A 14,649-nucleotide genomic window follows, 5' to 3' on the forward strand; every position below is an offset into this window, starting at 1 on the left:
ATCCGACGACGCTTTGACGGGATTGCCGTGTCGAATTTTCGTGAAAATGCCGCGCGGCATTTCGGCCGTCCGCGCCCTGCGTCGGCGGATCGGGGTGCCGGATTGAGGATGAGGCATGCATCGAGGCGGCCTCAAAACGGAGAGTTCATGATGGCCGAAGTGATTGACGGGAAGCGTGTCGCCGAGGATGTGGTTTCGAAGGTCAAGGCGCTGACGTCGGAGCTTTCGGCCAAGGGCGCCACCAAGCCCGGTCTGGCGGTGGTCATCGTCGGCGAAGACCCGGCAAGCCAGGTCTATGTCGCCTCGAAGTCGCGCACCGCCAAGGAATGCGGCTTCCATTCACTCCAGCATACGCTCCCGGTCGACACCACCGAGGAACAGTTGCTGAAGATAATCGGCGACTTGAATGCCGATAAGTCGATCCATGGCATCCTGGTGCAACTGCCGCTTCCCGGCCATATCGATGCCGGCAAGGTGATCCAGACGATCGCGCCGGAGAAGGATGTCGACGGCTTCCACTTCATCAATGTCGGCAAGCTCGGCACCGGCGAGCTCGAGACGGCCTTCGTGCCCTGCACGCCGGCGGGCTCCATGCTGTTGATCGAGCGGGTGCGCGGCAAGGACCTGTCCGGCCTCAACGCCGTCGTCGTCGGCCGCTCCAACATCGTCGGCAAGCCGATGGCCAATCTGCTGCTCGCCGCCAACTGCACGGTCACCATCGCCCACAGCCGCACCAAGGACCTGCCGGCGCTTGCCCGCACGGCCGACATCCTGGTCGCCGCCGTCGGCCGTCCGGAAATGGTCAAAGGCGATTGGGTGAAGCCGGGTGCGACCGTGATCGACGTCGGGATCAACCGCATCCCCGCGCCCGAAAAGGGCGAAGGCAAGAGCCGCCTGGTCGGCGACGTCGCCTATGCCGAGGCAGCCAGGAATGCCGGCGCCATCACGCCGGTCCCGGGCGGCGTCGGGCCGATGACCATTGCCATGCTGATGGCGAACACTGTAGCTTCCGCCTACCTCGCGGCTGGGCTGAAGCGGCCGTCCTTCTGATTTGAGAAAGCCCCTGCATTGCCGAACCTGACTGCTCCCGTTGAACGGCCGATCACGAACGATCCCGTTCAGGGCGGCCGTCAGTTCGGCTTCCTGCTGGTCGACAAATTCTCGATGTTCTCGCTGGCCGCGGCCATCGACTGCTTCCGCTCGGCGAACCGCCTGCTCGGCCGCGATTTCTATGGCTGGACGACGATTTCGGCCGATGGCGACGCGGTCATGGCCTCGAACGGCCTGCCGCTGAAGATCGACTATTCGGTCGCCGACATGCCGCCGGTCGACATCCTGTTCGTCTCGGTAGGGCTGACAACCGAATTCCCCGGCAAGAGCAAGGTGCTGGCGGCGCTGCGCAGCTGGGGCCGCCGCGGCAATGCGCTGGGCGCGCTGTCGGTTGGCTCCTATCTGTTGGCCGAGGCCGGGCAGCTCGACGGCTATCGCTGCACCATCCATTGGGAGAACCGCGCCGGCTTCATGGAGCGCTTTCCCGACATCAACTGCACCGGCAACGTCTTCGAGATCGACCGCAAGCGCTACACCTGCGCCGGCGGCACCACCTCGATCGACCTGATGTTGGAGATCGTGCGCGGCGATTTCGGCTCCAACCTCGCCAACGGCGTCGCCAACCAGTTCCAGCACGAGCGCATCCGCTCGGCCGGCGACCGCCAGCGCGTCGGACCGGAGCGCGACCTCACCGGCAAGTCGGAGAAGCTCAGGCGCATCGTCGAACTGATGGCCGACCATCTCGACGAGCCGCTGTCGGCGGTGCAGCTTGCCAAGTCCGCCGGCCTGTCCGTGCGCCAGGTCGAGCGCCTGTTCCTGCGCCACCTCAGCGTGACGCCCGGCCGCTACTATATGCGGCTGAGGCTCGAACGCGCGCGCGAGCTGCTGCGCCAGACCAACATGCCGATCCTCGACGTGGCGATCGCCACCGGCTTCACCTCGCATTCCTATTTCGCGCAGAGCTACCGGCTGCAGTTCGGCCGCCCGCCATCGGAAGAGCGGCGCACCACCTACTGATTGCTGTCGGAAGATGCCGCGGTGGGCCAAAATGGCCGACGGCACCTCACATTTTCGCCGGCCCCCACATTTTCGCTGGGTTGAAATCCATCGCAGGCCAAGCAAATCTGGCCGCCGGGGATGTGCCGTCGGTTGGCGTCGAGCCAGCGATGCCCGGATGCTAGACGAAAGCCTGACCTGGGCGCGTCCGGCAAATGCGGGCAGATACGGGCACTAGGGGCAATTCCAGGAAAAGTGTGAGCGGTTTTCCGTCCGGAATTGCACCGACACAGAGATGGAGCGTTTCGCCGTTTCCGTGAAACGGTGAGGCGCTCCAGGGTCAGTGGAGCAGGCTTTGGCGAGCAGGCGCGACCGTCGGCTGAACGATTGGAAGGAAATCGCTGCCTTCTTCGGCCGCGACGAACGCACCGTGCGGCGTTGGGAACGCCAGCGCGGGCTGCCGGTTCACCGGATTTCCGGCGGGGCGAGGAATCTCGTCTTTGCCTATACAGATGAGCTGGAGCAATGGCTGCGGGGCGATTCGGCCGCGCCGGCCGAAGCGCCTTTGACGGAGACCGCCGCGGCGGAGTCCGATCAAATGCCGCGGGTTCCGTCGGCCGATGCCGATCGAGCCTCGCAGATGCCCGGCTCCCGCCGCTATCGCCAGGCTCTCGTCATTGCCAGCGCCGTTGCGCTCTTCGCCGTGATCGCCGCCGCCGGCATGGTTTCGATGCGCGGCGCTCCCATCATGCCCGACCGGATTGCTTACAGGCCGGATCCCAAGGTCCAGGATCTCTATCTCGACGCCGTCTATTATATCGAGACGAGGCAGGCGAGCGGGCTGAACCGAGCCATGCAGCTGCTTACCGAGGCGACGACGCTCGATCCCGAATATGCCGACGCCTACGCCAAGCTGGCCGACGCCTACAACATGGTCAGCCAGTTCACGCTGATGCCGGCAAGGGACGCCTATCCCAAGGCGCAGGCCGCCGCCAACCGCGCCATCGCGCTCGATCCCGACAATGCCGGCGGCTATGCGGCGCTGGCCTTCGCCGCCTTCTACTGGGACAAGGATTTCCCCCGCTCGCGAGCGCTGTTCGAGCGGGCGATCCGGCTTGATCCGGCCTCCGCCCAGACCCATCACTGGTATGCGCTGACGCTTATGGTCGCCGGGGAGACGGAACGGCCTTTGAGCGAGATCGGCATGGCGCAGGAACTCAACCCGCAGTCGCGCAGCATCCTCGCCAACAAGGCGCTCATCCTGTTCCATGCCGGGCGCGCCGACGAGGCCCTGGCGATCCTGCAGCCGCTTGCCGAGGCGGAGCCGAACCTGCGTTCGCCGCCCGAATATCTCGCCACCATCTATCTCGATCAGCATCGCTGGAGCGATTTCCTGCGCGAGTATCGGCTTGCGGCCGTCATTTCCGGCAACGACGCCCGCCGGGCGGTCGCCGACGCAGCCGAAAAGGGCCTGCACGAGGAAGGCGGCAATGGCCTGTTGAAGGCGATGTTTTCCGAGCAGCTGCGGCAATATCAGCGCGACCGCGAACCTGCCTACAAGGTCGCCACCACCGCCGCGATGCTTGGACGCAATGACGAAGCGATACGCTATCTGGAGGAGTCGGCCAGGCGCAAGGAAGACGACCTGCTCGGCGTGCGCATCGACCCGGCCTTCAAAGGTTTGCGCGCCGATCCACGCTACCGAGCGATCGTCGAGACCGAGGGTTTTGTCCCGGCGCAGGTGACAGGCGCGTGACCCTCAAGCTTTTGCCGCTTGTCTCCGCAGGCCACCTAAAATAGCTTTCCCGCCGCGGACGAGGGAATAATCAGGAGACATCTATGGCGGGACTGATACGGAGCGTCGCTGCGGCGGCCTTGCTTTTGTCGATGACCAGTTTTGGCTTTGCCGCCAACAAGGTCATCATCATTCTGGACGCTTCGGGCTCGATGTGGGCCCAGATCGACGGCAAGCCGAAACTGGAGATCGCGCGTGAATCGCTGCGAACGGTGCTGCAGTCGGTTCCAGCCGACGACGAGATCGGCTTCATGGCCTACGGCCACCGCACCAAGGGCAGCTGCGACGACATCGAGCTGATCGTGCCGCCGCAAGCCGGCTCCGCCAGCGCCATTTCGGCAGCGGCCGACAGCATGAAATTCCTTGGCAAGACGCCGCTCACGGCGGCCGTCAAGCAGGCCGCCGAGGCGCTGAAATATACGGAGGACAAGGCAACGGTGGTGCTGATCACCGATGGGCTGGAGACCTGCGGCGGCGACCCTTGCGCGCTCGGCAAGGAGCTGAAGCAAAGCGGCGTCGACTTCACGGCCGATGTCGTCGGCTTCGGCCTGACCGCCGACGAAGGCAAGCAGATCGCCTGCCTCGCCGAAAACACCGGCGGTAAATACATCCAGGCCTCCGACGAGAAGGCGCTGCAGGAAGCTCTGGTCGAGACCGTCGCGGCTCCCGCTCCAGCCCCGGCACCGGCTCCCGAACCGGCGCCGGCCCCCGCCCCGAAGGCAGCGGAGCTCGACTACAATCTCATCCCGACGGCGCTGCTGAAGGAAGGTGGTCAGGCGCCGAAGTCCGACGTCTATTTTGAGATCTTCAAGGACGATGCCAAGGGAACCGGCGGCGAGCATGTCGACTACGGCTACAACACCGTCAAGTTCCACCTTGCCGCCGGCAACTACATCGTCGTCGCCACCAGCGGTGCCGCCAGGGCCGAGCAGAAGGTTTCGCTGACGGCCGACAAGGCGACCGAGCCGGCGCTCAACCTGAACGCCGCGGAGATCTCCATCCATGCCCGGCCGTCGCCGGGCGCCGACATCGACCGCGGGGCGCAGATCAGCATCGCCTATCCCGGCGGCACGTCGGATGCCAATTACGGCGAGGTCAAGTTCGTCGTCCCGACCGGCGAGACCAAGGTCACCGTGCATCTGGGAGCCGGCGAGGCGAGCGAGACGATGCAGCTCGTCGCCGGCCAGGTCGTCGACAAGGACATCATCGTCGGCGTCGGCAAGGCCAAGGCCAACGCCTTCTACACCCAGGGCGGTGAGAAGGCCGGCACGGACGTGTCCTGGAAAGTGTACAAGGCCGCCAAGAAGCTCGATGGCACCCGCGACCAGGTGACCTATGCCTATGGTCCCGACAGCCAGTTCGATCTGCCGCCCGGCGACTATGTGATGGGCGTCGACGTGCAGGCCGTGTCGACCGAACAGCCTTTCAGCGTGACGGTAGGGCAGATGACCGATGTCAACGTGGCGCTGAACGCCGGTGTCCTGGCGGTCGATGCGCCAGGCGCGGACGGCTTCAAGATCTATGAGGCGAAGAAGAACATCCAGGGCGAGCGCAAGCAGGTGACCTATGCCTATGGCGAGAAGATGCAGACCACCCTTGCCGCGGGCGACTACGTGCTGGTGACCAACTTCACCACCGACAAAGCCGACAAGGAAACGCCCTTCACGATGAAGGCCGGTGAGCGGAACGAGCTCACCGTCCAGTAAGCACTGCAGTCAGCACAAACAGAAAGGGCGGCCTCAAGCCGCCCTTTTCTTTTGGGAGTCTGGAACGTCAGGCGTTGCCGAACGCCGCTGCCCCATGGTCGGCGCGCCCGACCAACTGCCGGAAGCCGGCGAACAGCTCGCGGCCGAAGCCGGACTCGTTGCCGATGAGGTCGGCGTCCGCCGTGCGGCGCAGCGCGAACTCGGTTCCAGGCACCAGCACTTCCAGCGTGCCGGCATCGGCGTCGAGCCTGATGACGTCGCCGTCATGGATCCTGGCGATCGGGCCGTCCTCGACCGCCTCCGGCGTCACATGGATCGCCGCCGGCACCTTGCCGGAGGCGCCCGACATGCGCCCGTCGGTCACCAGCGCCACGCGCTGGCCGCGGTCCTGCAGGATGCCGAGCACCGTGGTCAGCTTGTGCAGTTCCGGCATGCCGTTGGCCTTCGGTCCCTGGAACCGGATGACGGCGATGAAATCGCCGGTAAGCGTGCCGGCCTTGAAAGCCTCGTTCAGCGCCTGCTGGCTGTCGAACACCTTGGCCGGCGCCTCGACGACACGGCGTTCCGGTCTGACGGCGGAGGTCTTGATGACGGCATGGCCGAGATTGCCGCCAAGCACTTTCAGGCCGCCAGTTGGCTGGAACGCCTTTCTGACCGGCGCCAGCACCTTCTCGTCGCCGCTGTCGAGAGGTGCCGCCTCGCGCACCACGCTGCCGTCGTCGCCGAGTCTCGCTTCGACCGCGTAGGGCCGCAGGCCTTCTCCCCACACCGTCTGCACGTCCTCGTGCAGCAGGCCTTCGTCGAGCAGTTCGCGGATCAGGAAGCCGAGCCCGCCGGCGGCATGGAAATGGTTCACGTCGGCAAGTCCGTTCGGGTAGACGCGCGCGAGCAGCGGCACGGCCTCCGACAGGTCGGAAATATCCTGCCAGGTCAGCGCGATGCCGCCGGCTGCTGCCATGGCGATCAGGTGGATCGTATGGTTGGTCGAGCCGCCCGTGGCGTGCAGGCCGACCACGCCGTTGACGATCGAGCGCTCGTCGATCATGCGCCCGACCGGCGTATAGGCATTGCCGAGCGCGGTGATCGCCAGCGCGCGCTTGGCCGCTTCCCTGGTCAGCGCGTCGCGCAGCGGCGTGCCCGGATTGACGAAGGAGGCGCCGGGCATGTGCAGGCCCATGATCTCCATCAGCATCTGGTTGGAATTGGCGGTGCCGTAGAAGGTGCAGGTGCCAGGCCCATGATAGGATTTGGACTCCGCTTCCAGCAGTTCGGCGCGGCCGACCTTGCCTTCGGCATAAAGCTGGCGGATCTTGGCCTTCTCGTCATTGGCGAGACCGGTCGTCATCGGCCCTGCCGGGATGAAGACCGCGGGCAGGTGGCCGAAGGTGAGCGCCCCGATCACCAGCCCAGGCACGATCTTGTCGCAGACACCGAGGAACACGGCCGCGTCGAACATGTTGTGCGACAGGCCGATCGCCGCCGCCATGGCGATCACGTCGCGCGAGAACAGCGACAGCTCCATGCCCGGCTGGCCTTGCGTGACGCCGTCGCACATCGCCGGCACGCCGCCGGCGACCTGAGCGATGCCGCCGGCCTCGCGCGCGGCTTCCTTGATCAGCGCCGGGAACGTCTCGAAGGGCTGATGTGCCGACAGCATGTCATTGTAGGAAGTGATGATGCCGAGGTTCGGCACCCGGTCGCCGCCAAGCGCGATCTTTTCCGACGGGCTGCACACGGCAAAGCCATGAGCGAGATTGCCGCAACCCAGCACCGCGCGGTTGGCGCTGCGGCCCGAGGCCTCCGCGATGCGGCCGAGATAGGCTTCGCGGCTGGCTTTCGAACGTTGGCGGATGCGTTCCGTGATGGCTTCGATATCGCGTCTGGCTGTCATGGTCCGTCCTTTCCGAGCCCGGCAACGTCCTCCCAGCGCCGTCGGGTCGTCATGTTGCAATCAGGGTGCCCAGAACACCTCTATCGGTCTCGGCGCCGCCTCGAGCACTCTGCGGATAGGCTTTTTCGCGCCAGGACCCATCGCGCCGTCGAAAGCAGTGCGTTTGTCCTCGCCTTCGATGTGCAGCGCGACGAAACCGGCGGCGATGATGCGCGCCATCGACAGCGTGAGCCGCGGCTCGCCGCCGCTCGCCGCGTGCACCGACAGCACGATCCGCTGCGAGGCCGGGTCGAGCAATTCCTCGAGGTTGCCGGCATCGGGAAAGAACGAGGCCGTATGGCCGTCGCCACCCATGCCGAGGATCACCACGTCGAGCGGCCAGGGCAGCGACCGCAGCGCATCGCTGTCCGTCGCCGCCGCGTCCTCGATGCTTGCCGCCTCATGGTAGAGCGGCACGAAGCGCGCCGCGGCGGCCTTGTTCTGGAGCAGGTTCGCCGCCACCAGCCCGGCATTCGAGCGCGGCGAGGATGGCGGCACGAAACGCTCGTCGACCAGCGTCACGGTGACCTTGTCCCAGGCGATCGGCGTGGTCGACAGCGTGGCGAACAGCTTTGCCGGCGTCGTGCCGCCTGACACCGCGAGCAATGCGGCGCCGCGTTCCGCGATGGCGCTGCTCAGCCGGTCGGCAATCCGTCCGGCAAGCGTCGTCGCCAGGTCCTGACGGTCGGCAAAGCCGTTCCAGCCGTAGCGGACTTCGCTCAATTGCTCTCGTGCCATGTCCGTCCGTCGCGTTCGATAAGAGCGATCGAGGCTGACGGCCCCCAGGTGCCGGCGGTATAGCCCTGAGCTTCCTGGCGGGCGCTCTCCCAGGCGTTCTGGATCGGGTCGATCCATTTCCAGGCCGCCTCGACCTCGTCGCGGCGCATGAACAGCGTCTGGTTGCCGCGCACCACATCCATGATCAGCCGCTCATAGGCGTCCGGCGCCCGGCCCTGGAACGACTGCGCGAAGCTCATGTCCAGCGAGATCTGACGCAGCCGCATGCCGCCCGGTCCCGGATCCTTGATCATGATGTACTGCTTGACGCCTTCGTCCGGCTGCAACCGGATCACCAGCTGGTTGGCGAAGATCGGTCCGGCGCTTTCGTCGAAGATAGAAAAGGGGATCGGCTTGAACTCAATGACGATCTCCGAAACCCGGCTCGCCAGCCTTTTGCCGGTCCTGAGATAGAACGGAACGCCGGCCCAGCGCCAATTGCCGATCTCGGCCCTGATGGCGACGAAGGTCTCGGTGGCGCTGTCCTTGCCGAGTTCCTCGACATAGCCCTTGACCGGGCCGCCCGCCGAGGCGCCGGCGCGATATTGGCCGCGCACCGTGTGCTTGGGCGCCTCATTGCCGTTTATGCGCTTCAGCGCCCTGAGCACCTTCAGCTTCTCGTCGCGCACGGCGTCTGCGTCCATCGACGACGGCGTTTCCATGGCGACCAGGCAAAGTAGCTGCAGCATGTGGTTCTGCACCATGTCGCGCAGCGCACCGGCCTTGTCGTAGTAGGTGACGCGGTCCTCAAGACCGACGGTCTCGGCGACCGTGATCTGCACGTGGTCGATATTGGCCGAGTTCCACAGCGGCTCGTAGAGCGCATTGGCAAAGCGCAGCGCCATCAGGTTCTGCACCGTTTCCTTGCCGAGGTAATGATCGATGCGGAAGATCTGGCTTTCGTGGAAATCGTCGCCGACGGCATCATTGAGCGCCCGCGCCGAGGCGAGGTCGCGGCCGATCGGCTTTTCCAGCACGATGCGCGAGTTCTGCGTGATCAGCTTGTGTTCCTTGAGCTGGTGCGAGATGTCGCCGAACAGCGCCGGCGCCACCGCGAGATAGAAAGCGCGGATGCGGTCGCTGTCGCCGATCGCCTTCTTGAGCTTGTCGAAGCCGGCGCCCGTGGTCGCGTCGGCCGAGACGTAGGAGAGGCGCGCCAGGAAGGTCTCAAGCTCCTTGGCGTCGACGTCGGCAGGCTTCACATGCTCGGATATCGCCTTCTTGGCGAAGGCCTGGAACTCGGCGTCGGTCATCTTCGCGCGCGACGTGCCGATGATGCGCGTCGGCTCGGAGAATTGCTGGCCGCGCTGGCGATGATAGAGCGATGGCAGGAGCTTGCGTTCCGACAGGTCGCCGGTGCCGCCGAAGATGATGAAGTCGAAGGGATCGACAGGGATGATCTGGCTGGTCATGGTCAGTCCGATTTGATGCCGGATACCGGCAGCGTGGTTGGTATATTCTAATCGATTTAAATTTTCCAGTGCCATGGTGTCACAGGCAGGACCGACCGCTGGCTATTGCATCGGTCCACCTGTTTCCCGACACTCGCGCCGCCGACAGCCCTGTCGGTAAAGCCATGGCTTGCGCCAATGTTCGCGGTCGCACCATAGAACGCGAATGTGACGAAAGCTAAGGGAGACAGCTGCGGAAATCCAATGAGCGGGAAAACCATGCGTCTGGAAAACAAGGTCGCCATCATCACCGGCGCCGCGTCGGGCTTCGGGGAGGGCATGGCGAGGCGGTTCGCCGAAGAGGGCGCGCGCGTGGTCGTGGCCGACCTCAACGCCAAGGGTGCCGAGCGAGTGGCCGATGAGATCGGCGAGAACGCCATCTGGACCCAGACCGACGTTTCGCTGCGTTCCGAATTCGATGAGATGATCTATGCCGCCAAGAGCGCCTTCGGCCGCATCGACATCATGGTCAACAATGCGGGCTTCACCCACCGCAACGGCGATATGCTCGGCGTCGATGAGGAAACCTTCGACCTGATCACCGCCGTCAACATGAAGGCGATCTATCACGCCGCACTTGCCGTCGTGCCGATCATGGACCGGCAGGGAGGCGGCGTCATCCTGACCACGGCCTCGACGGCCGGGCTTCGGCCGAGGCCGGGCCTGACCTGGTATAACGCCTCCAAGGGCTGGGCGATCACCGCCACCAAGTCGATGGCGGTCGAGCTGGCGGCGAAGAACATCCGCGTCAACTGCCTCTGCCCGGTCGCCGGCGAGACCGGCATGCTGGAGAAGTTCATGGGCGCCGACACGCCTCAGATCCGCGAGAACTTCCGCGCCTCGATCCCGCTCGGCCGGCTTTCGACACCGCTTGATATCGCCAACGCGGCGCTGTGGCTCGCCTCGGATGAAGCCGCCTTCATTACCGGCGTGGCGCTGGAGGTCGATGGCGGCCGCTGTATCTGAGCCGCTTCAGGGAGCGCCCGGCCGCTTTATAAGGCGAACGGAGGGGCGGCGTCGCCATGCCGAATCCCGGTTTGACTTCATGGTCCGTCGAAACGATAACGGATCGGGGTAGGGAATTGGCGGGTGGTTAAGGTCAGCCTGCGTGAAATTCGCAACGATCTGGGCTGGCGATTGCGTCGCTATCGGGCGGAGCGAGCGCGGGCGCGAAGCAAGGCGACCTTCATCGGGATAACCGGCAGTTCCGGCAAATCGACTACAACCAGCTTGCTTGGGCATATCCTGGCCGGTCACGGCACGGTCCATGCTCAAGTTCTGGCCAACACGCTCAAGGCACTTGTCCGCACGCTCTACAAGCGCATGAAACGCGCGGGCAAGGTCGACTATGTCGTCTTCGAGGCCGGCGCGTTTGAGCCCGGCTCGATCCGACCGATGGCCGAGATGCTGAAGCCGGACGTGGCGGTCGTCACGATGGTCAGGCTCGAACATTTCTCGAAATTTCGAACGCTGGAAGCCGTCGCTCGGGAGAAGAAAGCGCTGGTCGACGCGTTGTCGGCGGGCGGACTTGCGATTTTGAATGCCGATGACCCGCATGTGCTCGACATGGCCGCCGGCGCACGGTGCCGGGTCGTGACCTTCGGCCAGTCGCAGGCCGCGGACTATCGCGTGACAGGCATCCACGCCGCCTATCCGGATCGGCTTGGATTTTCGCTGCGCTGGAATGCCGGTGCCATCAACGTACAGACACCGTTCCCTGGCGAGCACTTCTGGCTGCCGGCGGCTGCCGCGATTGTCGCGGCCCTGGAACTTGGTGTCCCACCGGAGAAAGTCGCGGCAAGGACGGCTTTGTTCGAACCTCTCTCCAACCGATGCAAGGTGCAGGTGACCGATGGTGGTCCGCAGTTCATCGTCGATGCCGCCAAGGCGCCCTGGCATTCGCTGAACATCGCGTTCGAGATGATGGCCAAAGCCAAGGCCGTTCGTAAACGCATCGTCCTCGGCCAGATCTCCGACTACGCCGGTTCGTCAAGAAAATACCGCAAGGCTTACGCCATCGCGCGCGATATCGCTGACGAGGTCATCTACACCGGCGACAACGCCCACCGCTCACGCGCCAGCGATGCCGACCGCGACAGCGGCCGTTTCCTGGAGATCCGCACCCCCAAGGAAGTCTCGGATCATATCAAGCAGACGGCTGTCCCCGGAGAACTGATCCTGCTCAAGAGCTCGTCCAATCTTCATCTGGAGAGGATCGCGCTTGCCTGGACGCACGACGTCAGATGCTGGATTCCGGCATGCGGCAAGCAGGAAGGATGTTACACTTGCGGCCTCTACGAGGTGCCTTTCGAGGAACACAAGTCTTTCCTCGCGGATCGCAGGCTCGAGCGCAGAAGACGTCGCTACGAACGGCTGCTTGGCGGGTTAGGTTTCAGGCGCCGGTCTTGACGTAGCTTTTATAGACCCAGCCGTGCTTGCCGTTATAGACGATCTCGCACCATTGCTTGCAATTCATCACCTGCACCGATGCCTTGGCCGGCACCGTGGTGATTGCGCCTGCGCCTTTCTTCGGACCCGAGCGCATGGTCACGGTCCTCAAGATGCGCCCGTTTGCGGCCGCGCTGGCCTTTTGAGGTTTCGGCTTGGGCTGCGCCGAGCCGTCGGTCGCCGCGGGTTGCGGATCTGGAGCCTGCGGCTTGGCTTCGGGGATGGCCGCGGTTTGGGCGCCGTCCATCTTGTCGCCTGACTTCTTCGCGGCCGTCGACGTCTCGCCGGCGGGAGCGACGACCTGCGACAGCGCAGTCGAAGCGTCGTTCTCGGCGGCGGGCTCGGCGAAGGCCGTATCGGTTGATTGCGCGGCATCGGTCGATTGCGCGGCGCCTGTGTCAGCGGTCTGCTTGGATGGAGCTGGTTGGTCCTCGGTCGGGGCAGGCGGCGTCTGGGCGTCGGAAGCCGTCCAGCGGGGGCTGTTCGCCGCCAGGGCCGGAATGCTGGCTTGGCGGGCCGCCGTCGCCGGCGCAACCGCATCCGCCTTGCGCGCGGCCTGCGGTGCCGCCGAAGCCACGGTAACCGCTGCGGCAGCCGGAGCGATTTTCATGGTCTTCACCGGGATTGTGGGAACGGTTTGCGCGGCGTTTGCCGCCGCCATTTGCCGGTCACTGCCCGGAAAGCACAGCCATAACGCCACCGCGGCCACGCCCAGCAGCGCGGCGGTGCCGACCGCAGCAATGACCAGATGCGCGTTCGACTGCATCCTCTGCCAGAAGGATGGCCGTACGCTATAGCCGAACTGCATTGTAAAGCGCTGCCGTTCCGGCATGCCGAAACTGAAGGGCTCGTTCACTCAAACCACCTCCAACAAGCGGGCCGACGTTCTTTCGATCACTGCCGCAATGATTGGCATCGGTCCCGAAATCATTGCTGACAAGGCCCGCGAAATCCCCGGATTTTCGCCCATAATCGCATCTTTTACTGCTGATTATGGCATGAGTGAGCCAAATTGCGAAATTCTGCGCGCCTGTTAAGGTTTCCACAACCTGCCGCGTGGAGGCCGCCAGCGTCGAATCGGCGGTTCGAGTGCGGCGGCCAGCCCTCAAATCCTGTCGCGCAAAGCGAACCAGTTGAGCGCCAGGAACAGGAGCGGCGCACGGAAGCGCCTGCCGCCTGGGAAAGCGGGGATTTTCAGGTCCTCGATCAGTTTCAAGCGGTCGCGATTGCCGGCAACGGTCTCTGCATAGAGCTTGCCGAAGAAGTTCGACAGCATGACGCCGTGGCCGGAATAGCCACCTATCGAAATCACCTTGGGCATCACCTCGCGCACGAACGGCTTTCTCGGCACCGTGATGCCGACATAGCCGCCCCAGCCATGTGTGATCTCGACATCCTTCAGATCCGGGTAGAGCTCGGCGATCTGTTTGCGGATGTGGATATGGATGTCTTTCGGATCGTTGACGGCATAGACCTCGCGGCCGCCGAACAACAGCCGGCCGTCCTTCGACTTGCGGAAATAGCGCACCACGAAGCGGGAATCGTCGACCGACTCGCCGCCCGGCAGCACCTTGGAGGCGGCGCCGAGCGGCACGGTCGCGCCGATGAAGGAACCGATCGGCATGATGTGCGCCGCGCTCACCGGCTCCAGATTGCCGCCATAGGCATTGACCCCGATCAGGCATTTCTCGGCCGTGATCGTGCCCCTGCGCGTCGTGACAGTAACCTTGCCGCCATTGGAAACGATGCCGGTGGAGGGCGTCTGCTCGAAGAGATGCGCGCCTGCCGCCGCCGCCGCTTTCGCCGTGCCGATCACCAGCTTCAGCGGGTGGATGTGGCCGGTGCCGGTGTCGCGCGCGCCGCCGAAATAGCGCGTCGAGCCCAGCCGCTCCGCCGTCTCCGCCGCGTCCATGAAGCTGACATGCGGGTAGCCGAAGCGGCTCGCCATGATCTCGGCGTGGCGCTTGTAGTCGTCGACGTAGCGCCGCTTGTGCGCCACCGACAATTGGCCCGGCATATAGTCGATGTCGATCATGTTGGCGGCGGCGAAGTCGAGCAGGTGCGCCTTGGCTTCCTCGGCCATGTCGAACAGCGCCCTGGCGCGGGAAAGCCCGTATTCGGCTTCCAATTCTTCCGCCCAGGCGCGCTGCCCGGTGCCGAGCTGGCCCCCATTGCGCCCTGACGCGCCGTCGCCGAAACGATAGGCCTCGATGAGGACGACATTTGCACCGGCCTTCGCCAAGTGCGCGGCTGCCGACAAGCCAGTGAAGCCGCCGCCTATAATGACGACGTCGCATTGGCGGTCACCATCTAGCGAAGGGTATTCGGGCCGAGGCCCGGCCGTATCCTCGTACCAGGAACGGCCAGGGGAGATGGGGGATTGGTAGGGCATGATTCTCGGCAGTAGGGGAGTAGGGGAGTGGACTGCACCCCTGTTGTGAGACAGGGAATAGGTGACAGCGTTAGCGTTAGGCCGCACGGGGCTGCTGCGCAGCA

The 14,649-nt window shown here is 64.7% G+C and carries 12 protein-coding genes; 7 read left to right on the forward strand and 5 right to left on the reverse strand.

The genetic code is table 11. The features are described 5' to 3' along the window. Positions 1-150 precede the first annotated feature (150 nt). The 4 genes from folD (at position 151) to LB572_RS33220 (ending at position 5,547) form a co-directional block, all read left to right on the forward strand. A complete protein-coding gene (folD, locus tag LB572_RS33205; RefSeq protein ID WP_224670758.1) occupies positions 151-1,050 on the forward strand; it encodes a bifunctional methylenetetrahydrofolate dehydrogenase/methenyltetrahydrofolate cyclohydrolase FolD in 900 nt (299 codons plus the stop codon). A gap of 18 nt (positions 1,051-1,068) precedes the next feature. Next, the gene (locus LB572_RS33210) at positions 1,069-2,067 is read left to right on the forward strand and encodes a GlxA family transcriptional regulator (protein ID WP_095819786.1); all 999 of its coding nucleotides are present in this window, start codon (positions 1,069-1,071) and stop codon (positions 2,065-2,067) included. Between the two features lie 334 nt (positions 2,068-2,401). Further along, positions 2,402-3,802: a TPR end-of-group domain-containing protein gene (locus tag LB572_RS33215; protein WP_140806813.1), complete on the forward strand. Its 1,401-nt coding sequence runs from the start codon at positions 2,402-2,404 to the stop codon at positions 3,800-3,802. An 83-nt stretch (positions 3,803-3,885) separates the two neighbouring features. Beyond that, on the forward strand, positions 3,886-5,547 hold the full coding sequence (locus tag LB572_RS33220) for a vWA domain-containing protein (protein ID WP_140806812.1): 1,662 nt from the start codon (positions 3,886-3,888) through the stop codon (positions 5,545-5,547). A gap of 67 nt (positions 5,548-5,614) precedes the next feature. Here the strand turns inward: LB572_RS33220 and edd are convergent, their stop codons facing one another. Genes edd through zwf form a run of 3 tightly spaced genes read right to left on the reverse strand, consistent with a single transcriptional unit; the run spans position 5,615 to position 9,666 of the window. Further along, positions 5,615-7,438, reverse strand: coding sequence for a phosphogluconate dehydratase (gene edd, locus LB572_RS33225; protein WP_224670759.1), 1,824 nt, complete (start codon positions 7,436-7,438; stop codon positions 5,615-5,617). A gap of 60 nt (positions 7,439-7,498) precedes the next feature. Next, positions 7,499-8,215: a 6-phosphogluconolactonase gene (pgl, locus tag LB572_RS33230; RefSeq protein WP_140806810.1), complete on the reverse strand. Its 717-nt coding sequence runs from the start codon at positions 8,213-8,215 to the stop codon at positions 7,499-7,501. Further along, entirely contained in the window at positions 8,197-9,666 is a 1,470-nt protein-coding gene (gene zwf / locus LB572_RS33235; RefSeq protein ID WP_224670760.1) for a glucose-6-phosphate dehydrogenase, read from the reverse strand. The genes pgl and zwf overlap by 19 nt, the downstream gene beginning before the upstream one ends. A gap of 258 nt (positions 9,667-9,924) precedes the next feature. Between zwf and LB572_RS33240 the strand changes: the two genes are divergently transcribed. Both LB572_RS33240 and LB572_RS33245 read left to right on the forward strand, forming a co-directional pair. Next, on the forward strand, positions 9,925-10,671 hold the full coding sequence (locus LB572_RS33240; protein ID WP_224670766.1) for an SDR family oxidoreductase: 747 nt from the start codon (positions 9,925-9,927) through the stop codon (positions 10,669-10,671). A gap of 123 nt (positions 10,672-10,794) precedes the next feature. Next, complete coding sequence (locus tag LB572_RS33245; RefSeq protein WP_224670761.1) at positions 10,795-12,114, forward strand: Mur ligase family protein; 1,320 nt, start codon at positions 10,795-10,797, stop codon at positions 12,112-12,114. Here the strand turns inward: LB572_RS33245 and LB572_RS33250 are convergent. After that, positions 12,098-13,009: an SH3 domain-containing protein gene (locus LB572_RS33250; RefSeq protein WP_224670762.1), complete on the reverse strand. Its 912-nt coding sequence runs from the start codon at positions 13,007-13,009 to the stop codon at positions 12,098-12,100. The genes LB572_RS33245 and LB572_RS33250 overlap by 17 nt on opposite strands. Here LB572_RS33250 and LB572_RS33255 point away from each other — a divergent pair. Next, positions 12,984-13,190 carry a hypothetical protein gene (locus tag LB572_RS33255; protein WP_224670763.1) on the forward strand — a complete coding sequence of 69 codons (207 nt, stop codon included), beginning with the start codon at positions 12,984-12,986 and terminating at the stop codon, positions 13,188-13,190. The two genes, LB572_RS33250 and LB572_RS33255, sit on opposite strands and share 26 nt — an antisense overlap. 68 nt (positions 13,191-13,258) lie before the next feature. On the opposite strand, the gene LB572_RS33260 is transcribed toward LB572_RS33255, so the two are convergent. Then, entirely contained in the window at positions 13,259-14,545 is a 1,287-nt protein-coding gene (locus LB572_RS33260; RefSeq protein WP_224670764.1) for an NAD(P)/FAD-dependent oxidoreductase, read from the reverse strand. Between the last annotated feature and the right edge of the window lie 104 nt (positions 14,546-14,649).

Origin of the sequence: Mesorhizobium sp. BH1-1-5 (genome assembly GCF_020165615.1) — a bacterium.
Taxonomy (GTDB): domain Bacteria; phylum Pseudomonadota; class Alphaproteobacteria; order Rhizobiales; family Rhizobiaceae; genus Mesorhizobium.